This is a genomic window from Arthrobacter sp. 10L424 (assembly GCF_056395325.1).
Genome location: NZ_JBFTJH010000001.1, coordinates 322,874 through 346,143 on the forward strand (window position 1 = coordinate 322,874; position 23,270 = coordinate 346,143).

25 protein-coding genes and 1 tRNA gene are annotated in these 23,270 nt (G+C 66.6%); 17 read left to right on the plus strand and 9 right to left on the minus strand.

Translation table 11 applies throughout. The features are described 5' to 3' along the window. Positions 1-44 precede the first annotated feature (44 nt). Positions 45-1,028, minus strand: coding sequence for a mycothiol synthase (mshD, locus tag AC1DC5_RS01530; protein WP_476863960.1), 984 nt, complete (start codon positions 1,026-1,028; stop codon positions 45-47). A 497-nt stretch (positions 1,029-1,525) separates the two neighbouring features. Beyond that, entirely contained in the window at positions 1,526-2,224 is a 699-nt protein-coding gene (locus AC1DC5_RS01535; RefSeq protein WP_307465631.1) for a winged helix-turn-helix transcriptional regulator, read from the minus strand. A gap of 256 nt (positions 2,225-2,480) precedes the next feature. On the opposite strand from AC1DC5_RS01535, the gene AC1DC5_RS01540 reads away from it, so the two are divergent. The 6 genes from AC1DC5_RS01540 (at position 2,481) to AC1DC5_RS01565 (ending at position 7,910) form a co-directional block, all read left to right on the plus strand. Then, on the plus strand, positions 2,481-3,215 hold the full coding sequence (locus tag AC1DC5_RS01540) for a permease (protein WP_476863961.1): 735 nt from the start codon (positions 2,481-2,483) through the stop codon (positions 3,213-3,215). Between the two features lie 182 nt (positions 3,216-3,397). Next, a complete protein-coding gene (locus tag AC1DC5_RS01545) occupies positions 3,398-4,012 on the plus strand; it encodes a nitrobindin family protein (RefSeq protein WP_476863962.1) in 615 nt (204 codons plus the stop codon). 108 nt (positions 4,013-4,120) lie between these two features. Beyond that, positions 4,121-4,837: a flavodoxin family protein gene (locus AC1DC5_RS01550; RefSeq protein ID WP_476864156.1), complete on the plus strand. Its 717-nt coding sequence runs from the start codon at positions 4,121-4,123 to the stop codon at positions 4,835-4,837. Between the two features lie 22 nt (positions 4,838-4,859). Further along, complete coding sequence (gene ygfZ / locus AC1DC5_RS01555) at positions 4,860-5,942, plus strand: CAF17-like 4Fe-4S cluster assembly/insertion protein YgfZ (RefSeq protein ID WP_476863963.1); 1,083 nt, start codon at positions 4,860-4,862, stop codon at positions 5,940-5,942. After that, positions 5,939-6,337 carry an ankyrin repeat domain-containing protein gene (locus AC1DC5_RS01560; RefSeq protein ID WP_476863964.1) on the plus strand — a complete coding sequence of 133 codons (399 nt, stop codon included), beginning with the start codon at positions 5,939-5,941 and terminating at the stop codon, positions 6,335-6,337. Before ygfZ ends, AC1DC5_RS01560 begins: the two co-directional genes overlap by 4 nt. Before the next feature lie 46 nt (positions 6,338-6,383). Further along, positions 6,384-7,910, plus strand: a complete 1,527-nt coding sequence (locus tag AC1DC5_RS01565) for a DHA2 family efflux MFS transporter permease subunit (RefSeq protein WP_476863965.1) — start codon at positions 6,384-6,386, stop codon at positions 7,908-7,910. A 30-nt stretch (positions 7,911-7,940) separates the two neighbouring features. Here the strand turns inward: AC1DC5_RS01565 and AC1DC5_RS01570 are convergent, their stop codons facing one another. The 5 genes from AC1DC5_RS01570 to AC1DC5_RS01590 all read right to left on the minus strand — a co-directional run bounded on the left by AC1DC5_RS01570 (position 7,941) and on the right by AC1DC5_RS01590 (position 12,127). Beyond that, positions 7,941-8,651 carry a GNAT family N-acetyltransferase gene (locus AC1DC5_RS01570; protein ID WP_476863966.1) on the minus strand — a complete coding sequence of 237 codons (711 nt, stop codon included), beginning with the start codon at positions 8,649-8,651 and terminating at the stop codon, positions 7,941-7,943. A gap of 53 nt (positions 8,652-8,704) precedes the next feature. Then, positions 8,705-9,730 carry a 6-phosphofructokinase gene (locus AC1DC5_RS01575; protein ID WP_441406842.1) on the minus strand — a complete coding sequence of 342 codons (1,026 nt, stop codon included), beginning with the start codon at positions 9,728-9,730 and terminating at the stop codon, positions 8,705-8,707. A gap of 188 nt (positions 9,731-9,918) precedes the next feature. Then, entirely contained in the window at positions 9,919-10,173 is a 255-nt protein-coding gene (locus AC1DC5_RS01580) for a PspC domain-containing protein (protein ID WP_476863967.1), read from the minus strand. A gap of 3 nt (positions 10,174-10,176) precedes the next feature. Then, positions 10,177-10,473 (minus strand): hypothetical protein, encoded by a 297-nt coding sequence (locus tag AC1DC5_RS01585; protein WP_476863968.1) that lies wholly within the window; start codon positions 10,471-10,473, stop codon positions 10,177-10,179. A 1-nt stretch (position 10,474) separates the two neighbouring features. Continuing rightward, positions 10,475-12,127 carry a PspC domain-containing protein gene (locus AC1DC5_RS01590; RefSeq protein WP_476863969.1) on the minus strand — a complete coding sequence of 551 codons (1,653 nt, stop codon included), beginning with the start codon at positions 12,125-12,127 and terminating at the stop codon, positions 10,475-10,477. A 124-nt stretch (positions 12,128-12,251) separates the two neighbouring features. Between AC1DC5_RS01590 and AC1DC5_RS01595 the strand changes: the two genes are divergently transcribed. Together AC1DC5_RS01595 and AC1DC5_RS01600 are read left to right on the plus strand one after the other, a co-directional pair. Beyond that, positions 12,252-13,646, plus strand: coding sequence for an ATP-binding protein (locus AC1DC5_RS01595; RefSeq protein WP_476863970.1), 1,395 nt, complete (start codon positions 12,252-12,254; stop codon positions 13,644-13,646). Next, positions 13,643-14,317, plus strand: coding sequence for a LuxR C-terminal-related transcriptional regulator (locus AC1DC5_RS01600; RefSeq protein WP_476863971.1), 675 nt, complete (start codon positions 13,643-13,645; stop codon positions 14,315-14,317). The genes AC1DC5_RS01595 and AC1DC5_RS01600 overlap by 4 nt, the downstream gene beginning before the upstream one ends. A gap of 79 nt (positions 14,318-14,396) precedes the next feature. Here AC1DC5_RS01600 and AC1DC5_RS01605 read toward each other — a convergent pair whose 3' ends face one another. Next, the gene (locus AC1DC5_RS01605) at positions 14,397-15,614 is read right to left on the minus strand and encodes a pyridoxal phosphate-dependent aminotransferase (RefSeq protein WP_476863972.1); all 1,218 of its coding nucleotides are present in this window, start codon (positions 15,612-15,614) and stop codon (positions 14,397-14,399) included. A gap of 309 nt (positions 15,615-15,923) precedes the next feature. On the opposite strand from AC1DC5_RS01605, the gene AC1DC5_RS01610 reads away from it, so the two are divergent. The 9 genes from AC1DC5_RS01610 to rplL all read left to right on the plus strand — a co-directional run bounded on the left by AC1DC5_RS01610 (position 15,924) and on the right by rplL (position 22,547). Continuing rightward, a tRNA-Trp gene (locus AC1DC5_RS01610) sits at positions 15,924-15,996 on the plus strand. A gap of 78 nt (positions 15,997-16,074) precedes the next feature. Beyond that, a complete protein-coding gene (secE, locus tag AC1DC5_RS01615) occupies positions 16,075-16,359 on the plus strand; it encodes a preprotein translocase subunit SecE (protein ID WP_441406848.1) in 285 nt (94 codons plus the stop codon). A 115-nt stretch (positions 16,360-16,474) separates the two neighbouring features. Next, entirely contained in the window at positions 16,475-17,335 is an 861-nt protein-coding gene (nusG, locus tag AC1DC5_RS01620) for a transcription termination/antitermination protein NusG (protein WP_441406849.1), read from the plus strand. Between the two features lie 130 nt (positions 17,336-17,465). Continuing rightward, positions 17,466-17,897, plus strand: coding sequence for a 50S ribosomal protein L11 (gene rplK, locus AC1DC5_RS01625; RefSeq protein WP_018773647.1), 432 nt, complete (start codon positions 17,466-17,468; stop codon positions 17,895-17,897). 184 nt (positions 17,898-18,081) lie between these two features. Next, positions 18,082-18,789 (plus strand): 50S ribosomal protein L1, encoded by a 708-nt coding sequence (gene rplA / locus AC1DC5_RS01630; protein WP_441406850.1) that lies wholly within the window; start codon positions 18,082-18,084, stop codon positions 18,787-18,789. A gap of 84 nt (positions 18,790-18,873) precedes the next feature. Continuing rightward, positions 18,874-19,974 carry a GNAT family N-acetyltransferase gene (locus tag AC1DC5_RS01635; protein ID WP_476863973.1) on the plus strand — a complete coding sequence of 367 codons (1,101 nt, stop codon included), beginning with the start codon at positions 18,874-18,876 and terminating at the stop codon, positions 19,972-19,974. Between the two features lie 109 nt (positions 19,975-20,083). Then, positions 20,084-21,193 (plus strand): GNAT family N-acetyltransferase, encoded by a 1,110-nt coding sequence (locus AC1DC5_RS01640; protein WP_476863974.1) that lies wholly within the window; start codon positions 20,084-20,086, stop codon positions 21,191-21,193. Between the two features lie 309 nt (positions 21,194-21,502). Beyond that, positions 21,503-22,099 carry a 50S ribosomal protein L10 gene (gene rplJ, locus AC1DC5_RS01645; RefSeq protein ID WP_441406853.1) on the plus strand — a complete coding sequence of 199 codons (597 nt, stop codon included), beginning with the start codon at positions 21,503-21,505 and terminating at the stop codon, positions 22,097-22,099. A 73-nt stretch (positions 22,100-22,172) separates the two neighbouring features. Then, positions 22,173-22,547: a 50S ribosomal protein L7/L12 gene (gene rplL, locus AC1DC5_RS01650; RefSeq protein ID WP_224047278.1), complete on the plus strand. Its 375-nt coding sequence runs from the start codon at positions 22,173-22,175 to the stop codon at positions 22,545-22,547. A 271-nt stretch (positions 22,548-22,818) separates the two neighbouring features. Here the strand turns inward: rplL and AC1DC5_RS01655 are convergent, their stop codons facing one another. Then, positions 22,819-23,265: an aminoacyl-tRNA deacylase gene (locus AC1DC5_RS01655; protein WP_476864157.1), complete on the minus strand. Its 447-nt coding sequence runs from the start codon at positions 23,263-23,265 to the stop codon at positions 22,819-22,821. Positions 23,266-23,270 lie beyond the last annotated feature (5 nt).

The window sequence follows — 23,270 nt, forward strand, 5'->3', positions numbered from 1 at the left end:
AGGGCAGATTTCCGGCTGTGGACATCAGATGTCTGCCGATTGGATTAACGCCCTTCCAATGGGGCATACATGACGTCGACATCCCAACGCGTGAAGCCCAGCCGCCGGTACAGCGACACGGCCGGAATGTTGTCCGCATCGACGTAGAGCATGACGGCGTGCAGGCCCAGGCTCTGCAGGTGCCGGATGCCGGCCACGGTCAGTGCTTTACCCAGGCCCGTGCCCTGGGCCTCGGGAGTTACGCCCACCACGTACACCTCGCCGATCGCCGGGTGGTCGCCGTGCCGGGGGTGCACCTTGGTCCAGTGGAAGCCGAGGATCCGGTCGGAGGCATCGACGGCCAGCAGGAAACCGGCGGGATCAAACCACGGCTCGGCCATCCTGGCGTCCAGGTCGGCGCGGGTCATGTTTCCCTGCTCCGCATGATGCGCGAAGGCGGCCTTGTTCGCGGCCAGCCAGGGGTCCTCGTCCCGGCCCGGGGTGAAAGCGCGCAGCGCCACCCCGTCGGGCAGCGGGACATCAGGCAGTTCCGCCGCCGCACTGGTGAGCCGCATCTTCCACAGTTCCCGGACGGGGCCGTAGCCGTAGCGCGCGGCGAGGTCCGCGGCGGCCTCGTGGTTGCCGTGGGACCACGCCTTGAGGCCGGCGAAGCCGCGGGTGTCCCGGAGTTCGCCGACCAGCCGGTCCGCCACGCCCTGGTTGCGGTAGCTGGGGTGGACGGCAATTTCCAGCACTCCCGTGCCGTCCGGTTCCTCGATGACGACGGCGACTCCGGCCAGGTCCTGTGCCGTCGCCGGGTCGGATTCCTCGTCGGGGCAGTAGAGGGCGAGCGTCAGCACGGTGGGAGTCCCCGGGGACGCGTCGGCGTTCGTGGCACGCAGCGTGACCAGCGTCTGTTCGGACAACGGCGGGTTGCCGTCGGATTCCTCCGCGGCGGCCGCGAGGGCCTTGACGTCCTTCAGGAGCTGCTCATCGGCAGCTCCTTTGGCGGCGAGCACGGGCCAGTTCTCAGGATGCGCAGGACTCATGCTGCAAGGCTATACGGTGCCGCCGGGGCGGAGTCGATTTTGTTGTTCCGGAACAGTTACGTATAGTCGTTAACTCATCCGGCTGATGGGTGCGGGACTTCGTTTCCCGGACCGTCAGTTCAGATGCGAGGGGGATCCACCACTGGGGTGGCCTCGATACGTTCGACCCGTATGTCCTCCACTGAATAAGTGAAAAGCCCCGAACCTCGGTCCGGGGCTCTTTTGTGTTCCCGTGGGTTCTGCCCAAAGGCGGAACTTCCGGACCCGGCCGCCGCTGGTCCCGCCAGGGGCTGCGGTCCGGGGGCATCTCGACACGGACACGCCGCGGACACCGGAGCCAAGGGACCGGAATCGTACCCAAAGGCGCCCCGGACGGCGAAGGTCTGTGTTCGGGCTCCCGCGACGCAGCCCTTGCGCGGATCGGCCCGCAGTCCGGGCTCCGGCACAGCCGCCTGTTGTCAGCCGTCGTCCCGGTCCCAGTCAGGACTGTTGAGACTTCAGGCCTCGGTGAGTTCTTCCTCCGGATGCCGGACCAGGGTCAGGCGGTAGCCAACGTTGCGGACCGTACTGATCAGGTTCTCGTGGTCGGCGCCGAGCTTTGCCCGCAGACGCCGGACATGGACGTCAACGGTGCGGGTGCCGCCGTAGTAGTCGTAGCCCCAGACCTCGGTCAGCAGTTGCTGGCGGGTGAAGACCCGGCCGGGGTGCTGCGCCAGGTACTTGAGCAGTTCAAATTCCTTGAAGGTCAGGTTCAACGGTGCGCCGTTGACCCGGGCGGTGTAGCTGGCCTCGTCGATGACGACGCCGGCGGCACGGATCTCGGTCGGCGCGTCGTCCTGGTCCGGCACGGCACGGGCGACGCCCAGCCGGATGCGGGCCTCCACCTCGGCCGGCCCGGCGGACTCAAGCAGGATGTCGTCCACAGCCCACGCCGACGAGACTGCGGCCATGCCGCCCTCGGTGAGGATGAGCATGAGGGGAGCACTCAGGCCCGTGGCCTTGAGCAGTTGGGTCAGTGAGCGTGCGCCGACGAGGTCTTTGCGGGCGTCGAGCAGGACGATGTCGCAGGGGTCGGTCTCCAGCAGCGCGGTCGGCTCCGCGGGGAGAATGTGGACCCGATGGTTCAATAGTTCCAGAGCAGGCAGGACGTCCACCGATGAACCGGTGCTGTTCGTCAGTAGCAGGATGTGCGACATGTTTCCTCCAAGGGGTGTCCGCGCATCTTTGGGCGTCTGTAGCTGAGTCTGAGTATACCTAAACGCCCCTTACCGGCCATGGTCCCGTCACCTGCGGCCAGTCCTTTTGCGACACAAATCGGTCATATAGGGCAGGATTGATCCGTCGGGGCCTGCAGCCCCCTGACGTTGATCAGGTCGAATTGGGGTCCGCAGTGAGCGAAGGTACGACGATGACCGGTAAACGGATGACGGATAAACAGATGTCGGGTAAACAGTGAAGTCTTGGACCATCGGCGTTGTTGGCCTGGCCGGACTCGCCGCGATTGTCGGCGCGTCGTACTCCTCGCCGGAGGCCCTCCTTGCGGTGGGGGTCCTCACCGCAGCCGGCGTCGGAATCGGCTGGCCGCACTTCCTGGGCATCCCCGCCAGGAAGACCCTGGCCGTCCTGATCGGCCTGCCCGGCGTGGGCGCCGCCATCGCCGCCACATATCTTCCCGCCCCGGGCTTCCTGGACTGGACGCCGTCGTTCATGGCCGCAGGCGTGATGGCGGTCTTCGTGATGCAGCTGATCCGCGGCACGGGACAGGCGCAACGCCTGGAGTCCACCCTGGGCTCCTGTGCCGGTGTGTTGTTGTCCTGCCTGGGTGCCGGCTGGATCGCGTGTTTCCGCTTCAACGGCGTCCGGGAGATGCTCCTGGTCGCTGCGATCAGCGCTGCGATCGCCCTGATGGCGGGCCTGATCCGCTGGCCGGACCGGGTCGTGGCGCCGCTGGGCGTCGTCGGTGCAGGGCTGGCCGGACCGCTCGCTGGCCTTGTCTTCTCCGACATCGCCGTGCTGCCGGCGGCGATCGTCGGCGTCGTGGTGGGGGCCGTGCTGGTGAGTTTCCGCCGGCTGGTGATCCTCCGCGGCGAATCCCTGAGCTTTGCGGCGGCCCTCGGGATGGGGCTCGGCCCGGTTGCCGCCGTAGGCTCGCTGGCTTACTTCATAGACAAACTACTCATCTACTAAAGCGTTAGGATGGCATCATGTCCGTACTTGCATTTGAAATTTTCTTCCTTGTCCTCCTCGGCGTTGCCAGCCTGGCCATGGCCTGGTTCGCGGGCTTTGTTGTGTACCGGCTCTTCAAAGGCCAGAAGTAACAGCCAGAAGTAACGCCTTGCAAAGTCCCGTCGTTTCCAGAGGTAGCTGCTGTGCCGATTGAGATTCCTACAGATCTGACACCCGAAATCGTTCCGCTGTCCTGGCTCATTGGTGAGTGGGAGGGCCGCGGCCGGCTGGGGGCCGGGGAAGAGGATTCGGAGCACTTCGTGCAGCACGTGTCCTTCACGCACAACGGCCTGCCGTACCTGCAGTACCGGGCCGAAAGCTGGCTGACCGACGACGAGGGCACCAGGCTGCGTCCCTTGACCGTCGAATCAGGTTTTTGGGCCTTGGAGCGCAAGCAGCGCGAGGAAGACGGCGGACCGGGGCTTATCCCGGCTGACATCGTTCCCGTGCTCAAGAGCGCCGACGAGGTCGAAGCCCTGCGCAACGAGGACGGCGGCTTCGACATCTCGGTTTCGATCTCCCACCCCGGCGGGATCTCCGAGCTGTACTACGGGCAGATCAAAGGCCCGCAGATCCAGCTCAGCACAGACTTGGTGATGCGCGGCAGCCACTCCAAGGAGTACACGGCCGCCACCAGAATTTTCGGGCTCGTGGACGGAAACCTGCTCTGGCGCTGGGACGTGGCCACGGGCAAGGGCACCGCGGGGGGCAGCGGCCTGGAGGCCCACGCGTCCGCGATCCTGCACAAAGCGGTTTGACCGGCGGCGCGCCACACGCCTCAGAAACGCCGCCGGGTTTGACGTCTCACTGATTTTCCGTTGTCCGCAGCGACCGCAGGGAGCACCAAAGTGAATGCCACACCCGCCATGCCTGACACGCCCGCCGATTACAGCGACCTCAAGGCCGTTTATTTCAACGGCACCCTAAAGAAGTCCCCCGAGACCTCCAACACGCAGGGCCTGATCGACGTCAGCCGCCGCATCATGGAGAAACACGGAGTCGCCACACGGGTCATCCGGACCGTGGACCACGACATCGCCAGCGGCGTCTACCCGGACATGCGCGAGCACGGCTGGGCCACCGATGAATGGCCGGAGCTGTACCCGGCCGTCCGGGAAGCCGACATCGTCGTCGTCGCCGGACCCATCTGGCTGGGTGACAACTCCTCGCAGACCAAGAAGCTGATCGAGCGCCTCTACGCGCACTCCGGCGAGCTCAACGACAAGGGCCAGTGGGCCTTTTATCCGAAGGTGGGCGGCTGCCTGATCACCGGGAACGAGGACGGGATCAAGCACTGCGCCATGAACGTCCTGTACAGCCTCCAGCACATCGGCTTCACCATCCCGCCCCAGGCCGACGCCGGCTGGATCGGCGCCGTGGGTCCGGGCCCGAGCTACCTCGATGAGGGCTCGGGCGGACCGGAAAGCGACTTCACCAACCGCAACACCACCTTCATGACGTGGAACCTGCTGCACCAGGCCCGGATGCTCAAGGACGCCGGCGGCATTCCCGCCTACGGCAACCTGCCCGAGGTGTGGAAAGCCGGCACCAGGTTTGACTTCGAAAATCCGGAATACCGCTAGCCCCCGAGGACTTCTACTACATATGACTATCAAGAGCCCACTGTTGGCGCGCCCTGGCGCCGTTGAAGCCGGCGGCGCTGACGCCGGTGTCGCGTCCCATTATGGGGAGCCGCTCCGCGAACAGCGGGCACTGGCCGGTGGCGCCGCCGTCGTGGACCTGTCCCACCGCGGTGTCGTGACCGTGGCCGGGCCCGACCGGCTGAGCTGGCTCAACACCCTCTCTTCCCAGCAGCTCACCAACCTGGCGCCCGGACAGTCGAGCGAGCTGCTGCTGCTGAGCGTCCAGGGCCGGATCGAATTCGACGCGCGGGTGGTGGACGACGGAGCAACGACCTGGCTGATTGTCGAGGTTGCCGAGGCAGGCCCGCTCGCAGAGTGGCTCAACAAGATGAAGTTCATGCTCCGCGTCGAGATCGCCGACGCGTCGGCGGACTGGGCCGTGCTGGGGTCCACCCGCCGGGTGCCGGAATGGTCGTCCCTGCTGGTCTGGGAAGACCCTTGGCCGCATGTCGGCGCCGGCGGCTACTCGTACGCCGTCGTGGGGGAGGACGCCCACCCCGGGCTGGAACGGCCCTGGTTCGAGTATCTGGTCCCGGCTGCTGAACTGGAAGCAACCGTCGGTGAGCGCCCCCTTGCCGGTGTCTGGGCAGCCGAGGCGTTGCGCGTCGCAGCCTGGCGGCCGCGCTGGGGTGCCGAAACGGACGACAAGACCATCCCGCACGAACTCGACCTGCTCCGCACCGCAGTGCACCTGAACAAGGGCTGCTACAAGGGCCAGGAAACCGTGGCCCGGGTCCACAACCTGGGCCACCCGCCGCGCCGGCTGGTTTTCCTGCAGCTCGACGGCTCGCAGCACACCATGCCCGCAGTCGGCAGCGAGGTCCGTTCCGGGGACCGCAAGGTGGGCACCGTGACCTCCGTGGCGCAGCACTACGAAATGGGGCCGGTGGCCCTGGCCGTGGTCAAGCGCTCGGTCGCACCGGACGACGTACTGACCGTGCTCGACGGCGAGGAGCCGTACACCGCCGCGCAGGAAGTCATTGTGGCACCGGACGCCGGCCAGGTCGTGGGACGCCAGACCGGCTTCCTGCGGGGGCCCCGATGACGGCCGACATACCCGGTGCCCCGGACGCGGAAACCCTGGCGCTGGCCCACGCCCTCTTCGACGCGGCCCGGGAAGGCAACACCGCGCTGCTCGCCGGCTACCTGGCCGCCGGTGCTCCGGCGGCCATGACGAACGCGGCCGGGGATTCCCTGTTGATGCTTGCTGCCTATCACGGCCACGTCGATGCCGTGCGGCTGATCCTGGCACACGGCGGAGACGCGAACACCGCCAACGACCGCGGCCAGACGCCGCTCGCCGGAGCCGTTTTCAAGGGCTACCCGGATGTTGTGCAGGTACTGGTCGACGCCGGCGCGGACCCCGACGCCGGCACCCCCTCTGCCCGGGCCGCCGCGCAGATGTTCGAGCGGCAGGACATCCTGGCCCTGCTGGGCTGATTCGTCTGCCCCGCACACAGCTCCCCTTCAGCACTTAAGGAACTCCATGGAAATCGTCGCCCGGCCGTGGCCGGCACTCTGGTCCCTCGTGATCGGGTTCTTTATGATCCTGATCGACACCACCATCGTCTCGGTGGCCAACCCCAGCATCATGGAGGGCCTCAACGCCGACATCAATTCGGTGATCTGGGTGACCAGCGCCTACCTGCTCGCCTATGCCGTGCCGCTGCTGATCACCGGCCGGCTGGGCGACCGCTTCGGCCCCAAGAACCTCTACCTGGCGGGGCTGGTCGTGTTCACGCTCGCCTCCCTCTGGTGCGGGCTCTCCGGCGACGTGGAGATGCTGATCGTGGCCCGCGTATTCCAGGGCTTCGGCGCCGCGCTCATGACACCCCAGACCATGGCCGTCATCACCCGGATCTTCGCGCCGGACCGGCGCGGAGCGGCGATGGGGATCTGGGGCGCGACCGCCGGCGTCGCCACCCTCGTGGGACCAATACTGGGCGGCGTCCTAGTTGACGGCCTCGGCTGGGAGTGGATCTTCTTCATCAACGTCCCGGTGGGAATCATCGGATTCTTCCTCGCGCTGCGCTACGTGCCGGCTCTGAGCACCCACCCGCACAAGTTCGACATCCCCGGCGTGCTGCTCAGCGCCGTCGGGCTGTTCCTGCTGGTGTTCGGCATTCAGGAGGGCGAGACCTATGACTGGGGCACCATCGCCGGACCCATCACCGTGTGGGGTCTCATCATCTCCGGGATCGCCGTGCTGGTGGTGTTTGTCGTGTGGCAGAAGCTGAACAAGGGCGAACCACTGTTGCCGCTGTCCCTGTTCAAGGACCGCAACTTTTCGCTGGCGAACATCGGCATCACCACCGTCGGGTTCACGGTGACGGCCTTCACCCTGCCGCTGATCTTCTACTTCCAGATGGTCCGCGGGCTGACGCCCACCCAATCGGCGCTGATGATGGTGCCGATGGCACTCATCTCCGGCGGACTGGCGCCGCTCGTGGGCAAGGTCATCGACCGGGTCAACCCCAAGTTCATCACCGCAACAGGCCTGGTCCTGATGTCCGTGGCGCTGTTCTGGAACTCACTCCTGATGCACCCGGATACGCCGATCTGGCTGTTACTGCTCCCCAGCGCCGTGTTGGGTTTCGCCAACGCCGGCATCTGGGCGCCGTTGAGCTCCACCGTCACTCGCAACCTGCCGCCGCGGCAGGCCGGTGCCGGCTCGGGTGTCTACAACACCACCCGCCAGATCGGCGCCGTCCTGGGCAGCTCCGCCATAGCCGTCCTGATCCAGGCCCGGCTCGCGGCCGAACTCCCCGCGGCCCCGGGAGGGTCCGGGGAGTCCGGGCCGATGTCCTTCGCCGGCGCCTTGCCGGACGCTCTGCACGAGGGGTTCTCGACGGCGATGGGCCAGTCCATCCTGCTGCCTGCTGCGGTCATCCTGCTCGGCGCGGCGGCGGCGCTGTTCTTCGCTAAGCCCCAGCCGGTGCAGGGGTGGGGCACCCCGGGCTCCGTGCCGGCGACGTCAGCGGGCGCCGAGGGTTCCGAGGTGCGCTCCCGCTGACATGCACGCGGGCCCTGGTGTGCTGCCGGATCAACCCAGCAGCACACTGGTCTGGATGCCGCCTGCGGTGAAGCCAAGGCTCCGGGCGATGGCCAGGGAGCCCTTGTTGCTGACATCGGAGCGCCACTGCAGCGTCAGGCCCGAGGCGAGCGCCTCGTGGGCGGCTATAGAGGCTGCCAATGAGCCCAGCCCCCGCCGGCGCCACTCCGGAGCGACCAGCACCCCCATCTGGGCCAGGATCCCTTCCCACTCGGTGTAGGCACCGCAGGCCACGGGGGTCCTGCGGCCTTCCTCCGCATGCATGATGGTGAACCGGTGCTCAAGGTCCGAGAGGCCCACCTCGTTGACGTCGTCGGGCGGGCACGCGGCTTCCAGTTCGATCGCTTCCGGGTTGCCGTGCGAGACGGTCAGCTCCTCCGAGGGCTGTTGCAGGGGCAGGTCGTCGGCGAAGAAGAGCGCGGCGGCGCCGAGCCCGTGGCCGCCATGGTCCCGGGTGATGGTCAAGAGGGTGACGTGCTGCGCGAGTTCCCCGTCGGACAGCCCGGCGGCGGCATCCAGGGCCCATTGCGGGCCCACCAGGACAGAGTTGCCGAACAGCCGGATGAACTGCACGGCCCGGGCCGCTTCATCTGCGCGCGTGATGCGGTCGCCCGCGGCGGCCGCGAAAGCGCCGTCGTCGAGCCCCAGACGGCGGGCCCATGCGAGCTGGATGATGTCGACCGAACCGGGCTCAAGTGTCATGGTTCCACCCTACCCACCGGGGGTGTCGGGCTCAGTGCAGAGGCTCAGGCGGCTCAGCCGAAGAGGACCGCGGCCTCGTCGTAGCGGTTCTTCGGGACGGTCTTGAGGTTGCCGAGCGCGGCGTCGAAGCCCACGTGGACGATGTCGGTGCCGTTGAGGGACACCATGGTTCCCCAGCGTCCTTCGACCACCGAGTCGATGGCGGCCATGCCCAGGCGCGTCGCCAGCACGCGGTCGAACGCGGTCGGAACCCCGCCGCGCTGGATGTGGCCCAGGACGGTGGCCCGGGTTTCGATGCCCGTCATGGCTTCCAGCTCCGGGGCCAGCCGCTCGGAGATCCCGCCAAGCCGGGGGCGGCCGAAGGTGTCCAGGCCGCGTTCGGAATGCGGCGTCTCCTGGCCGTCCGGGACGAAGCCCTCCGCCACGACGACGAGCGGCGCGCGCCCGCGGTCGCGGGCCGAGACGACCCACTCGGCGATCTGCTCCATCGAGGCTTTCTGCTCAGGCATCAGGATGGCGTGGGCGCCCGAGGCCATGCCGGCGTGCAGCGCGATCCAGCCCACGTGGCGGCCCATCACCTCGGCGATCATGCAGCGGTGGTGGGACTCACCCGTGGTCCGCAGGCGGTCGATTGCCTCCGTGGCGATCTCGACGGCGGTGTCGAAGCCGAACGTGTAGTCCGTCGCGTCGAGGTCGTTGTCGACGGTCTTGGGGACGCCGACGATCTTCAGGCCGGCGTCGGTGAGCCGCTTGGCTGCCGCCAGGGTGCCTTCGCCGCCAATGGCGATGATGGCGTCGATGCCGAGCCGGTCCATGTTGGCCCTGATGACCTCGGGCCCGCCGTTGTTCTCGAACGGGTTGGTGCGGGACGTTCCCAGGATGGTCCCGCCCTGCTTCGCGATGCCGCGGACCATGGTGCGGGGGATGTCGATGATGTCGCCCTCGACGACCCCGCGCCAGCCGTCCAGGAATCCCACGAATTCGTGGCCATGGACGGCGATGCCTTTGAGGACGGCGCCACGGATGACGGCGTTCAGTCCGGGGCAGTCTCCGCCGCTGGTGAGGATTCCAATTTTCATGTCTCGGCTCAAATCCTGGTTCGAAGGTGTACAGGCAGAGCGCCACGCTGAGCTCACCTAGAGTCTAGTGGCGTGTGTGGGGCAGGACACAAAAGGTTACAGGTTGACTGGTTGCGGCGGGACTGGCTGCGGAAAGTGACGTGCCCCTGCCGGGCGGCAGGGSCACGTCACTTTCCGGCGTGTTGGCTTTAGGGCCGGGTTGAGCGCTTCGCGAGGAAGGACTCGAGGGCGATGGCGTTCCGCTGGTCCGGAAGGAGCAACCAGGCGATGATGTAGAGGACGAAAGCCGGCCCGGGAAGCAGCGCGAAGAGCAGGAATGCGATCCGGACGAACGCAACATCCACATTCAACTTGGCGGCGATCCCGCCGCAGACGCCGCCCAACCAGCGCTGCGGACCGCGTTTCAGGCCAAGGCCCCTGACGGTGCTGAAGAATTTTTCCATGATTCAAGACTTCCCTGTCGATGCATCTTTGTCACGTCCCCGGGCCGAGAGTAGCCCGCCGATCACAAGAGCCGCCCCGGCGCCAATCATCAGGCCGATCGCCACGTAGGTCCCGTTGAGGGCCACGATGCCGAGCTGGGAGATGATGATAAGCGCGGCGAGGGCCACCACGATCAGCCCCCAGACGATGGTGCCCACGCGTGCCGGGGAATCGACCGGCGGCTCCGTTCCTTCGAACGGTGGGGGAGTGGACGGGCCGCTGCCTTCTGGGCTGCCCGCCGGTGCGTCGTAGCTGCTCATGTCAGTTCCCTTCCTTGATGGTGACGTTGCTGAACGTGCCGTTGACAGTCACGATCAGCGCCGCTCCAGGCTTGCCGGTGTTGTAGTTGCTTTGCCGGGTGGTCATGCCGCCGTGGCTTTGGCCGCCTTCATTGAGGTTGCCCATGGACATGTCGGCGCGGACCTCCACCGGAACGGTGTCCGGAATGATCACCGTGACGTTGCTCGCCGTGGCGTCGATGGGGACCACGACATCAGTTCCCAGCGGCGGGTTGAGGGCAACCTTCGTCAAGTCCACGGTCCCGGTGCCGGCGGTGATATCAAAACCGCCCAGGGCCTGTTCAATGCTCACCGGAGACCAGCTCGCGTTCCGCGGACGGAAGCCGTCACCGTTGGGGAGCACATTGAAGATGCCGCCGACAATCAGGGCGACCGCGGCGAAGAATCCCAGGATGCCTGAGGTGCGGCCCCGGAGACCGGCGACGATGATGCCCAGGCCCAGGACCACCGCGGCGCTCTCCCAGACAACGGCGTTGCTGGACGTGCCGAGATCGATGACGTTCGCGACGTCGAGGGCTTTGATGCCGCCGCCCACCAGCAGGGCGAGGCCGGCGGTGACCGCGACGGCGGGGGCGCCGGGGCCGAAGCTCCGGGGCTTGGCCTGCGGGACGGGACTGCTGCCCTGCACCGGCCGGTAGCCGCCCCCGGGGGGAGGAACAGGACCCGACGGCGGCGGGGGGCCCCAGACGGGCCCGGGGACGGTTGACCCGTCGTAGCGGGGCAGCGCCTCCGAGGAGCCGTAGCCGGCGGTGGCGAAGGGGGCAGTTGGTGATGTTGCCGGGTTCATCGGGTAGCCGGAGCCCGCCGGGCCGCCGGGCTGGGAACTCGAGGACATGGGAGTGGCTCCGTTCCGGGACTTGTTGCGCTGGGTCAGGTAGTAGATGAGGTAGATGGCGCCGCCCACCCAGAAGACCGTCCAGATGAAGCCGCCGAAGCCGTAGCGGTCCCAGCCCCAGACGCCGGCACCCAGGCTGGGGAGGCCGATGACCGTGGTGATCAGGGCCCCGGTCATCCCGGACGACCACCGTCCGGCCGCGGCCTCCTGGACGTGGATGCGGCCGTCGGGTTCGGGCAGCAGCGCCCAGGCAATGCCATAGAGGAGGACGCCGACGCCCGCGAAGACCGTCAGGACGATCAGGATGCCGCGGACTATCAGCGGATCGACGCCAAAACGCTCGGCAATGCCGCTGGCGACACCGCCCACCCAGCGCTCGCGGCCCCGGTGGATGCCTTGGCTGCGGATCCAGTCGAAGAAATGCAGTGGCTGGCTTCCGGCCGGCGGGGTCGCGCCATGGTGGGCCGGGGGCGTCGCGCCGTAGTAGGGCGGGGGCGGCGGCGGCGTGCCGGCGCCGGCACCGGCCGAAAAGTCCAGCGGGAGGGTGGCGGAAGTATCCACCGGAGTGGTGGGGGACGTATCCACCGGAGTGGTGGGGGACGTATCCACCGGAGTGGTGGGGGAGTTGTCGGCTGCGGGCCGCTGGTCCGCGCCCGAGGTCTCTGCCGGCGGCTCCGCCGGTTGTCCGGCAGTCTGAGCGGCAGCGCGGCCTGTGCGGCCCGAAGGGTCGTGGCCCTCTGAGCTGTCGCCCTCATCGGGCTGGTCAATGTGCGGGTTCATACTTCGATCCTTCCGCCTGGCGCCAATCCGCTCTACTGGGGAACACCCTGAACTGTCCCTGAGATCCCCCCGGTTAGGGCCGGAATCGGGTCCGGGGAACCCTGATCCGTGCTTGGATTGAGTCATGACAACCGCCGTTTCCCGCCCGCCGCTGGTCCGCGGCAGCGACCGGATGATTGCCGGCGTCTGCGCCGGCCTCGCCCGGCATCTGGGCTGGCCGCTGCGGATGGTCCGCATCGGCATGGTGGTGGCCGCGCTCGCGGGCGGCGCCGGCGTCGCGTTCTACGCCTGGCTCTGGATCATGGTTCCCACCGCGGACGAAAGCGCCAAGCGCAATGCCCGGCAGCCGGCGTCGCCCATTGCCCCGGCAGTGAGCGCACCCTACGCGGCCCCCTACCCCCACCCTTCGACGGCGGCCGTGTCCCCGGCGGGTGGCGCACCGGCGGCCGCGGGGGCGGCACCCGCACCGGCGGGCACCGTTCCCGCCGGTTCGTTGCGGAGCCGGGTCACCGGCATGCGCTACGGCAAGGAGATTCTACTCGGGGCGGGTCTTCTGCTGGCCGCCGGAATCCTGATCGCGCGGCTGCTCGGCGTTGATGTTCCCCTCGGGACCCTCATTCCGGTTGCCGCCATCCTGGGCGGCGCAGCCATCGCCTGGATGCAGCTGGATGAGACACGCCGGGCCGGCCTCGTGGACAAGACCAAGGCGGACCAGGCCGGCGGCTGGGCACGGCTTGCGGCCGGGCTGGCGCTGGTGGTGGCCGGGGTCCTCGTCATGGTGTCCGGCTCCGGGTCCTGGGAACAGACGTGGCTTGCCCTGCTGTCCTCGGTGGCCGTGCTCGGCGGTGTGGCACTGGTCCTCTTGCCGTGGGGGCTGAAGTTCTGGCGCGACCTGGAGGCGGAGCGCGCCGGTCGGGTCCGTGCGACGGAACGGGCCGAGATCGCCGCCCATCTCCACGACTCCGTGCTGCAGACGCTGGCGCTGATCCAGCGGCGCGCCGGCAACGAGACAGACGTCGTCCGCCTTGCCCGCGCCCAGGAGCGCGAACTGAGGGGCTGGCTGTACCGGGATGCGGGCAAGGAAGCCGGGCAGCTCTCCGAGGGCATCAATGCCGCTGCGGCTGAAGTGGAGGACTCCCTGGGCCACGCCGTCGAGGTGGTCACCGTGGGCGACTGCGCCATGTCCGAACGGCACGAGGCACTCGTCCAGGCCGCCCGTGAGGCCATGCTGAACGCGGCCCGGCACGGGGGCGGTGCCGTCTCGGTGTACCTGGAAGTCACAGACGGCGCGGCGGAGGTCTTCGTGAAGGACCGCGGGCCAGGCTTCGACCCGGACGCCGTCCCGGCCGACCGGCTGGGGGTACGGGAATCGATTGTCGGCCGGATGAACCGGCACGGCGGCACCGCCGTCATCAACAGCAGCCAGGACGGCACCGAGGTGCGGCTCCGGCTTCCCCTGCCAACGGGAGCATCCGCCGGCGCCGCCACCAACAACAGCAATGGAGAGGCCAGACTGTGAGTACAACCGAAGCAGGGAGCCCGGCGCAGGGGATCCGGGTGGTGATCGTGGACGATCATGCCATCTTCCGGTCCGGTTTGAAGGCCGACCTGGACCCAAGCATCGTTGTGGCCGGCGAGGCCGGGACGGTGGAAGAAGCCGTTGCCGTGATCGCCGCGGTGCGTCCCGACGTCGTACTCCTCGATGTCCACCTGCCGGGCGGACTCGGCGGCGGCGGCCGCGAAGTGCTGGCCGGCTCCGCGCCGTTGTTCGGCAGCACCCGATTCCTGGCCCTGAGCGTCTCGGACGCGGCCGAGGACGTCGTCTCGGTGATCCGGGCCGGGGCGCGCGGTTATGTCACCAAAACCATTTCGGGTGCGGAGATCTCCGACGCCGTCCGCCGGGTCGCGGGCGGGGACGCCGTCTTTTCGCCCCGGCTGGCGGGCTTTGTCCTGGATGCCTTCGGCACCGCCCCGGCGGACATCGCCGACGACGAACTGGACCGGTTGTCCGCCCGCGAGCTCGAGGTGATGCGGCTGATCGCCCGCGGGTACAGCTACAAGGAAGTCGCCAAAGAGCTCTTCATCTCGATCAAGACCGTGGAAACCCACGTCTCGGCGGTGCTGCGCAAGCTCCAGCTCTCCAGCCGGCACGAGCTCACCCGCTGGGCCGCCGAACGCCGGCTCCTCTGACTACGGATGCGCTATCACTTACAGTCCCTTTGGAGCAGGTTTAGGGACCATAAGTGACAGCGCATCGGGAGTAGTCGCGTTATTTCGCCTTGCCGAGGAAGTCCTGCAGGCGGGCGACACCGGTCGCCAGGTCCTCGTCGCCGAGGGCGTAGGAAAGCCGCAGGTAGCCGGAGGGGCCGAAAGCCTCGCCCGGAACCACCGCCACTTCGACTTCGTCCAGGATCAGGGCGGCCAGCTCCGCCGACGTCGCCGGCCGGACGGGCCCGTTCGCGGACGGGAACTCCTTGCCGAGCAGGGCGCGGACGTCCGCGTAGACATAGAAGGCGCCCTTCGGCGTCGGGCATTCAACACCCTCGATGGCGTTCAGCCCGGCAACGATGGCTTTGCGGCGGCGGTCGAAGGCAAGCTTCATCTCGTCGACGGCGGTCAGCGGGCCGGACACTGCGGCGAGGGCGGCCACCTGCGGGATGTTGGAGACGTTGGACGTCGCGTGCGACTGCAGGTTGGTGGCGGCCTTGATGACGTCGGCCGGGCCGATCATCCAGCCCACGCGCCAGCCGGTCATGGCATAGGTCTTCGCAACGCCGTTGAGGATGACCACCTTGTCGCCCAGCTCCGGGACGGCCGTGGCGATCGAGGTGAAGGGAACGCCGTCGTAGGTCAGGTGCTCATAGATCTCATCCGTAACCACCCACAGGCCCTTGGACGCGGCCCACTGGCCGATCTCCCTGACCTGCTCGGGCGAGTACACGGCACCGGTGGGGTTGGAGGGGGAGACGAAGAGCAGGATCTTGGTGCGGTCCGTGAGCGCGGCCTCGAGCTGTTTCACCGTGACCAGGTACTCCTGCTCCGGTCCGGCAAAAACCTCGACCGGAACGCCACCCGCGAGCCGGATGGCCTCAGGGTAGGTGGTCCAAAACGGCGTGGGGACGATGACCTCGTCGCCCGGATCGAGCAACGTGGCGAAGGTGTTGTACACGGCCTGCTTGCCGCCGTTGGTTACCAGCACCTGCGACGCCTCGGCCTTGTAGCCGGAATCCCGGAACGTCTTGTCCGCGATGGCCTGCTTCAGCTCCGGCAGGCCGCCGGCCGGGGAATAGCGGTGGTACTTGGGCTGGCCGGCCGCTTCAATGGCTGCCTGCACGATGTAACCGGGAGTCGGGAAGTCCGGCTCGCCGGCACCAAAGCCGATCACGGGGCGGCCGGCCGCCTTCAGCGCCTTCGCCTTGGCATCAACAGCCAACGTGGCGGATTCGGCTATGGCGGAAATACGCTGTGAAATGCGGGCGGCAGGCATCGCGGGTCCATTCTTCGCTTACAGCTTCGGTGGCTGTTTGTGGGATTCGACGAAACCTACTCTATGCTGTTCACCGGACCGTCCGGGGCGCCCGCGTGGAAATGTGACTGCAACTGAGTCAGGTGAATTTCGCGTCTGGTTTACCGCATGTTTTTCCCAGCTGTTCTCGTGGGAGGCGGAGGGTCCGGTGAGGCCGGTTCGACGTAGGCGCAGTTGTTGCGTAGACTGGTTCTCCGGTGTTGAAAACACGATGATGGTCTGCGCCTCAGGAAAGTCTGGGGAAGGGCCCGAAAACGGTTTTCGATCCATAGGGTAGTGGCGCAATTGGTAGCGCAGCGGTCTCCAAAACCGCAGGTTGCAGGTTCGAGTCCTGTCTGCCCTGCGCAAGCTGTTCCGGTTTCTCCGGAGCAAGCGCAGCAACCATGGTTCAGTTCAGAGCCGGGTATCCGACATTGCGAGGATGAGTGAGGACCAGGTGACCGAAACGGCTGCAAGCAGCTCCAGTGGCCGCCCCGCCAAGAATGCCCCCAAGGCAGGTTTCTTCGCTCGAATTGCGCTCTTCATCCGCCAGGTAATCGGCGAACTGAAGAAGGTCGTTGCACCGACCCGCAAGGAACTGATCAATTACACGCTCGTGGTGCTGGTGTTCGTGGTCATCATGATGCTCATCGTCACCCTGCTGGATCTGGCCTTCGGGACCGGAGTGGCCTGGGTCTTCGGCGGCGTTGCGCCCACGGACCGCTAAGGCGACCGGTCCGCAGACTGCATGGATTGCCACCGGAGTTCCGGAGGCTCCTCGGAGTGTGCGGAATTGAGTCATTTAAATAGGCATGTTAGGCAATGAGGAAGCAGGAGACCAAGTGTCTGAGCAGGAGCTCGAGGTAACTGAGACTGAGCTGGATAAGAGCCAGGACGCCGCGGTGGAAGCCGGGGAAGAGTCCGAGGCTGCGTCTGCTGCGCCCGAATCCGACGCCGCTGACGAGGCTGCCGACACGGCAGAAGCTCCGGAAGCCCCCGTTGAAGAGTCTGCTGACGCGGACGACGACGAAACCGCCGACGCCGGCGAAGAAGCAGACGACGAATCAGGCGACGCGCTGGCCGCGGCCGCTGCCGCCGCGGAGGTTGATCCGGCCGACGAATTCAAGGCCAAGCTGCGCCGCCAGGAGGGTGACTGGTACGTCATCCACTCCTACGCCGGCTACGAAAACCGCGTCAAGGCCAACCTTGAAACCCGCATCCAGACCCTGGACATGGAAGATTACATCTTCGAAATCCAGGTTCCGATGGAGGAAGTCGTTGAGATCAAGAATGCTCAGCGCAAGGTCATCAACCGTGTCCGCATCCCCGGTTACGTCCTGGTCCGCATGGACCTGACGGACGCCTCCTGGGGCGCCGTCCGCCACACGCCCGGCGTCACCGGCTTCGTGGGCAACGCCCACAACCCGGTCCCGCTGCGCCTCGACGAGGTCTTCTCCATGCTCGCCCCGGTCTTCGAAGAAGAGCAGGCCGAGAAGGGCAAGCCGGTCAAGCACGCTGCCGCGCAGATCGACGTCGACTTCGAGGTCGGCGAGTCGGTCATCGTCAAGGAAGGCCCCTTCGAGACCCTTCCGGCAACGATCTCCGAAATCAAGGTGGACTCCCAGACCCTCGTGGTCCTGGTCTCCATCTTCGAGCGCGAGACCCCGGTCACGCTGTCGTTCAACCAGGTCAGCAAGATCTAGTTATCCCCCCAGAATTCGCCCCGGACTGCCCGCTTTAGCAGCCAGGGGCGGCCGGCCGCCTCGCCATGGCGGCCACCAACCTGAGGCACGCTCCTGTGTCCCAGGAAGTAATTGAGAGAAGGACCCTACATTGGCTCCCAAGAAGAAGGTCACCGGCCTCATCAAGCTGCAGATCCAGGCAGGTGCCGCTAACCCGGCCCCGCCAATCGGTCCTGCGCTTGGCCAGCACGGTGTCAACATCATGGAATTCTGCAAGGCGTACAACGCTGCGACGGAAGCCCAGCGCGGCAACGTTATTCCGGTTGAAATCACGGTCTACGAGGACCGTTCATTCACGTTCATCACCAAGACCCCGCCGGCTGCAGAGCTCATCAAAAAGGCTGCAGGCGTCGCCAAGGGTTCGGCTACCCCGCACACCGTCAAGGTTGCGAAGCTGACCCAGGCCCAGGTCAACGAGATCGCCACCACCAAGATGGAAGACCTCAACGCCACCAGCCTGGAAGGCGCCGCGAAGATCATCGCCGGCACCGCCCGTTCCATGGGTATCACCGTCGAGGGTTAATTCCCTTCCGCTGATGCGGCGTCGGGTCCGGGCAACCGACCACGACGCCGGGCAGCACCGCCGGGAGACCGGCACCACCTAAACATTGAAATGTCGGAAGTCCGGAACTACCATCCGGAGCCCCGACTGTGGCAGGGCCCAGCGCGGTCCGCAGACCACAACTGCACAAGGAGAAATAAGCAGCATGGCAAAGCGCAGCAAAGCATATGAGGCAGCCGCAGCCAAGATCGACGCGGAGAAGTTCTACGCGCCGTTCGAGGCAGTGACGCTGGCCAAGGACACCAACCCGTCCAAGTTCGACGCCACCGTTGAGGTCGCTTTCCGCCTGGGTGTAGACCCGCGTAAGGCTGACCAGATGGTCCGCGGCACCGTTAACCTGCCGCACGGCACCGGTAAGGTTGCCCGCGTCCTCGTGTTCGCAACGGGCGACAAGGCCGAGGCAGCAATCGCTGCCGGCGCCGACTTCGTTGGTTCCGATGACCTGATCGAAAAGATCGCAGCCGGCTGGACCGACTTCGACGCCGCCGTTGCCACCCCTGACCTCATGGGCAAGGTTGGCCGCCTCGGTAAGGTCCTGGGTCCGCGTAACCTGATGCCGAACCCGAAGACCGGCACCGTGACCGCTGACGTCGCCAAGGCCGTCAACGACATCAAGGGTGGCAAGATCGACTTCCGCGTCGACAAGCACTCGAACCTGCACTTCATCATCGGCAAGGTTTCCTTCGACGTCATCAAGCTGGCCGAGAACTACGCAGCCGCACTGGAAGAGGTCCTCCGCCTCAAGCCGTCCGCTTCCAAGGGCCGCTACATCCAGAAGGCTACCGTCGCCACCACGTTTGGCCCGGGCATCTCGGTTGACCCCAACGTCACCAAGGTCCTGACCGAGGTCTAATCCTCACCAGGCTCCACGGAAAAGACCGTCCCGCATCCGCGGGGCGGTCTTTTCCGCGTTCCGGGCGCCGGTTAGGCTGGCCCGGTGACTGCAGAGACGTACCGCATAGAACCCCTTGTGCTCCCTGCCGCCCTCGACTCCCCGGACGCGGGGGACTTCCTCGACGTCGGCGGCTTGTGTGACGCACTGACGCTCCAGACCTGGGGAAACCTCGACCGCTCAACCCCGCCCGAGGCCCGGCTGCAGTTCTGGCGGGACAACGACTACCGGAAGATCCAGCTCTTCTTCGTGCGCCTGGATGGCCGGATGGCTGCCCGGTCGTGGGTCCGCTGCGAGCTCCAGGACAACCTCCGCAGCGCGTTGGTCCACGTCGATGTCCTGGAAGAGTTCAGCGGCCGGGGAATCGGCCGGGTCCTGCTGCGCCACGCGGAAGAGCTGGCAGCCGCGGCGGGCCGCACCATTCTGCAGAGCTACACGGAGCATCCCGCAGGCTTTGACCCGGGGGACACGGAGGCAACCGTCAGCCCGGCCACCGGAACTGGCGCGGTTCCGGCTGACGCGCGGGGCGTACGCTTCGCCCTTAAGGCCGGGTACCGCCTGGAACAGGTTTCGCGCTTCAGCGCCCTGGATGTTCCCGCGCGGGCAGCATCGTGGGACGCCCTGGAGCGGGATGCCCTGGCCACAGCTGGCGGGGAGTACGAGATTGTGTCGTGGACCGGGCGGTGCCCGGACGAGTATGCCGTGCAGCTCGCCGTGCTGATGTCCCGGATGAGCACTGACGCGCCGAGCGGGGACCTGAGGTACGACCCGGAGGAGTGGGATGTGGCACGGCTCCGCGACGTCGAGGACACTTGGCGGCGGGCCGGCCTGGAGTCCCTCGTGGCAGCCGCCCGGCACCGGGGCAGCGGCGAACTGGCAGCCTATACGGTGCTGCAACTGACGCCGTCGAAGCCGTGGCTGGCCGACCAGGACGACACGCTCGTCGCCGCCAGCCACCGCGGGCACCGCCTGGGCATGCTCGTCAAGATCCGCAACCTCCGCCGCCTGCTGGCAGAATACCCGGCCGTGGAACGTGTAATTACCTTCAACGCCGCGGAAAACGACCACATGCTCGCCATCAACATCGCCCTCGGATTCCGGCCGGCCGGCTGGGACGGCGAATGGCAGCGTGTGGTCACGCCATAACGCATGGAAAGGCAACCGAAACCGGCATATGCTGACGGGTGAAAGCCCGGCTGCTGCCGGGCTTCCGGCACCAGTGGTGGACGGCAGAATGGCTGGGATGATGCCCTCTATGGCAAACGACGTACGGATTGAACAGCTATGGATCCCCGATTCGCTGGACGGGCAGGACGCCGCAGACTTCATTGCCGCCGTCGAAGTGGGACGCAAGGTGCGCATGCAGACCTGGGGGAGCGATGACCTCGCCTACGCGCCTCAGGAAAAACTCCTGGAGATGGCAGACCCGTACGAGCGCCAGGTCATCCTCGTGGCCAAGGTCGACGGCGAGATTGTCGGGACCGTTGACATCGCGCTGCCCCTCGCGGATAACCTCGACCTGGCTGAATTCGCCCTCGACATCCTGCCGGAGTTCCAGGGCCAGGGCGTGGGGCGGCAGCTGCTCGAAGCCGCGGAGCACTTCGCCCGTGACGAGGGCCGCCACACGATCCTGATCGACACGAACCATCCCAGTGCCTCACTAGGTGACAACTCGGCGGATCAGCTGGTGCCCGGCACGGGCCTTGGCTTCGTCCCGCTGAACAGCCGGGAGGTGGAGTTCGCCCGGCACACCGGCTACACCCTGCAGCACATTGAACAATTCAGTGCCTGCACGCTTCCCCTCGACAGCGAACTGGTCGAGGAGCTGGAAACTGAAGCCGAGGAGGCCAACGGCGGCCGTTACCGCCTGCACCACTGGACGGACCGGTGCCCGGACCAGTGGCTTGAAGCCGTCGCCGCGCTGGAAAACAGCGCCGGCGAAGACGGCGTGCCCGGCGTCGACGACACAGTCATGGTGTTCGACGGCGGCATCCTCCGTGCGGCGGAAGAAGTCGCCATCGCGCAGGGCCGCCGGACGGTGGTCACCGCCGTCGAACACATCGCCAGCGGCGAGCTCGTTGGACTGACCACCATCAGCGTGCTTGCGCTGCGCCCCGACGTCGTGTTCCAGGACGACACAATGGTCCTTCGGGAGCACCGCGGCAACAAGCTTGGCCTGCTGATCAAGGTCGCGAACATGGAGCGGCTCGCCGAGCAGTTCCCGGATGCCCGGGTCCTCTACACGTGGAACGCTCCGGAGAACCGCTACCTGCTCAAGGTCAACCAGCAGCTGGGGTTCACCACGGCGGGCGTGACGGGCATCTGGCAAAAGGAGCTCCCGGACTTCGGCCCGAGCGTCAGCTGACCTGCGTGCCGGCCGCCGATTTGGAGCACGCGCCCCGTCTCGCGTAAGCTGGGGGGACCAAAGACCGTCGGTTGTTGGAAATCCACTCTCCCAAGCAAGACTCACTTCTGCAGTCGCGCCGGGAGAGCCAGTGGATCTCCAGACGAAGGACCCTGAACAGAGGGCGGCCGGCGCAGGTGAACGAAGCAAAGCTCCGCGGTCATGGACCGCGTCGAGACAAGCCCCGTGCATCTGCGCGGGGCGTTTTTAGTTTTTAGCTCTTTTGAGCGGGGACCGGGAAACGCCGGCACTATCCCCGGAAGGAGGGTTATGGCAACGCCTAGCAAGGTTTCAGCAGTAGCTGAGATCACTAACGATTTCAAGGAATCGAACGCCGCTGTCCTGACCGAATACCGTGGGCTCACCGTTGCACAGCTCAAGCAGCTGCGTGTCTCTCTCGGCCAGGACACCAAGTTCTCGGTCGTCAAGAACACCCTGACCGCCATTGCAGCCAAGGAAGCTGGTGTCGAAGCATTCGACGGTCAGCTCGCCGGCCCCACTGCAATCGCGTTCATCAAGGGTGACGCAGTTGCCGCTGCCAAGAGCCTGACGGATTTTGCCAAGACCAACAAGCAGCTGGTTATCAAGACCGGTTACTTCGAGGGCAAGGCACTGAACGCCAGCGAAGTTGCTGCCCTGGCAGCACTCGAGTCCCGCGAGCTGCAGCTCGCCAAGGTTGCAGGCATCCTCAAGGCTCCTGCTGCCGCCGCTGCACGCATCATCGACGCGCTGCGCCTCAAGCTTGAAGAAGAGAACGGTGCACCGGCAGAAGCCGAAGCGCCCGCCGCTGAAGAAGCTCCCGCTGAAGCTCCGGCTGACGCCGCCGCTGAGGCTCCGGCCGACGCTGCAGCCCCCGAAGAGAACTAACTCTCTAAACCAGACTCCGGTGTGAAGGCAGCCCCCGGGCCGCCGAGCACCACTATAGGAAGGACGCCACACCATGGCGAAGCTCACCAACGAAGAGCTCATTGAAGCTTTCAAGGAACTGACCATCATCGAGCTCTCTGAGTTCGTTAAGCTCTTCGAAGAGACCTTCGAAGTTACCGCTGCTGCTGTTGCTGTTGCTGGCCCCGCTGCCGGCGCTGCTGCAGAAGAAGAAGAGAAGACCGCATTCGACGTAGTCCTGGAGCACCCGGGCGACAAGAAGATTGCAGTCATCAAGGAAGTTCGCGCGATCACTTCCCTGGGTCTCAAGGAAGCCAAGGACCTGGTTGACAGCGCTCCGAAGGCTGTTCTCGAAGGTGTCACCAAGGAAGCTGCCGAGAAGGCTGTTGCACAGCTCGAAGAAGCCGGCGCACGCGTTACCCTCAAGTAACTCGCCCCTTCTGGAACCGGCCGGGAACCTCGCGTTTCCGTTCTGCTCCGGGAAACCCCGTCCACTCCGGTGGGCGGGGTTTCCTGCGTTGACGGCCCCGGCGGCCTGCCGGGACGGCGTCAGCGAAACAGCAACGCGGGGTCACTTCCGGTCCGTCCCAGTGGGTGGGATGGGCCGGAAGTGACCCCGCGTTGTTTGTTAACCCGGCACGGTTAACCCGGCCGGGTCACAAAACCTCCGGTCCCATGGCCTGGCGCCTTACCGGCCGGGGTCAGTTCGGTTCGGAGATGTCGGCGACTACGGCACCGAGGGCGGCTGTCAATTCGTCGGCGTCCACGAACGCGCTGTAGCCGTGTTCGCCGGCGCCCATGGAAATCCGCCGGCCCGTGATGCTCCGGTCCGCGTAAACGGGCCAGGCCACGGTACTGCCGAGCGGGGTGATGGTGCCGCGCTCGTAGCCCGTGGCGTCCAGTGCGACATCCGCCGCCGGGAGCGAGAGCTTGTTGACGCCGAGCAATGCCCGGAGCTTGGGCCAGGAGATCTGCCGGTCGCCAGGGATGAGGGCGAACAGGAAACTCCCGTCCTTGTGCTTGACCACCAGCGACTTCACGATATCCCCGGGCTGGATCCCCAGGATGTGCGCCGCCTCCTCGAGGCTGTTGGCGGCCAGCCGCTCGACGAGCCGGACGTGCAGGCCCCTAGCGGCGGCATCGGCCAGGAACC

Excerpts from the sequence above, each read along its gene's own strand:
- AC1DC5_RS01595 (WP_476863970.1), top strand. The coding sequence starts at position 12,252 with ATGACAACCGCCGTTTCCCGCCCGCCGCTGGTCCGCGGCAGCGACCGG.
- AC1DC5_RS01590 (WP_476863969.1), bottom strand. The coding sequence starts at position 12,127 with ATGAACCCGCACATTGACCAGCCCGATGAGGGCGACAGCTCAGAGGGC.
- rplA (WP_441406850.1), top strand. The coding sequence starts at position 18,082 with ATGGCAAAGCGCAGCAAAGCATATGAGGCAGCCGCAGCCAAGATCGAC.
- ygfZ (WP_476863963.1), top strand. The coding sequence starts at position 4,860 with ATGACTATCAAGAGCCCACTGTTGGCGCGCCCTGGCGCCGTTGAAGCC.
- mshD (WP_476863960.1), bottom strand. The coding sequence starts at position 1,028 with ATGAGTCCTGCGCATCCTGAGAACTGGCCCGTGCTCGCCGCCAAAGGA.
- AC1DC5_RS01560 (WP_476863964.1), top strand. The coding sequence starts at position 5,939 with ATGACGGCCGACATACCCGGTGCCCCGGACGCGGAAACCCTGGCGCTG.
- AC1DC5_RS01605 (WP_476863972.1), bottom strand. The coding sequence starts at position 15,614 with ATGCCTGCCGCCCGCATTTCACAGCGTATTTCCGCCATAGCCGAATCC.
- AC1DC5_RS01570 (WP_476863966.1), bottom strand. The coding sequence starts at position 8,651 with ATGACACTTGAGCCCGGTTCGGTCGACATCATCCAGCTCGCATGGGCC.
- AC1DC5_RS01580 (WP_476863967.1), bottom strand. The coding sequence starts at position 10,173 with ATGGAAAAATTCTTCAGCACCGTCAGGGGCCTTGGCCTGAAACGCGGT.
- AC1DC5_RS01550 (WP_476864156.1), top strand. The coding sequence starts at position 4,121 with ATGCCTGACACGCCCGCCGATTACAGCGACCTCAAGGCCGTTTATTTC.
- secE (WP_441406848.1), top strand. The coding sequence starts at position 16,075 with ATGAGTGAGGACCAGGTGACCGAAACGGCTGCAAGCAGCTCCAGTGGC.
- AC1DC5_RS01640 (WP_476863974.1), top strand. The coding sequence starts at position 20,084 with ATGGCAAACGACGTACGGATTGAACAGCTATGGATCCCCGATTCGCTG.
- AC1DC5_RS01535 (WP_307465631.1), bottom strand. The coding sequence starts at position 2,224 with ATGTCGCACATCCTGCTACTGACGAACAGCACCGGTTCATCGGTGGAC.
- rplL (WP_224047278.1), top strand. The coding sequence starts at position 22,173 with ATGGCGAAGCTCACCAACGAAGAGCTCATTGAAGCTTTCAAGGAACTG.
- AC1DC5_RS01575 (WP_441406842.1), bottom strand. The coding sequence starts at position 9,730 with ATGAAAATTGGAATCCTCACCAGCGGCGGAGACTGCCCCGGACTGAAC.
- rplJ (WP_441406853.1), top strand. The coding sequence starts at position 21,503 with ATGGCAACGCCTAGCAAGGTTTCAGCAGTAGCTGAGATCACTAACGAT.
- AC1DC5_RS01585 (WP_476863968.1), bottom strand. The coding sequence starts at position 10,473 with ATGAGCAGCTACGACGCACCGGCGGGCAGCCCAGAAGGCAGCGGCCCG.
- AC1DC5_RS01565 (WP_476863965.1), top strand. The coding sequence starts at position 6,384 with ATGGAAATCGTCGCCCGGCCGTGGCCGGCACTCTGGTCCCTCGTGATC.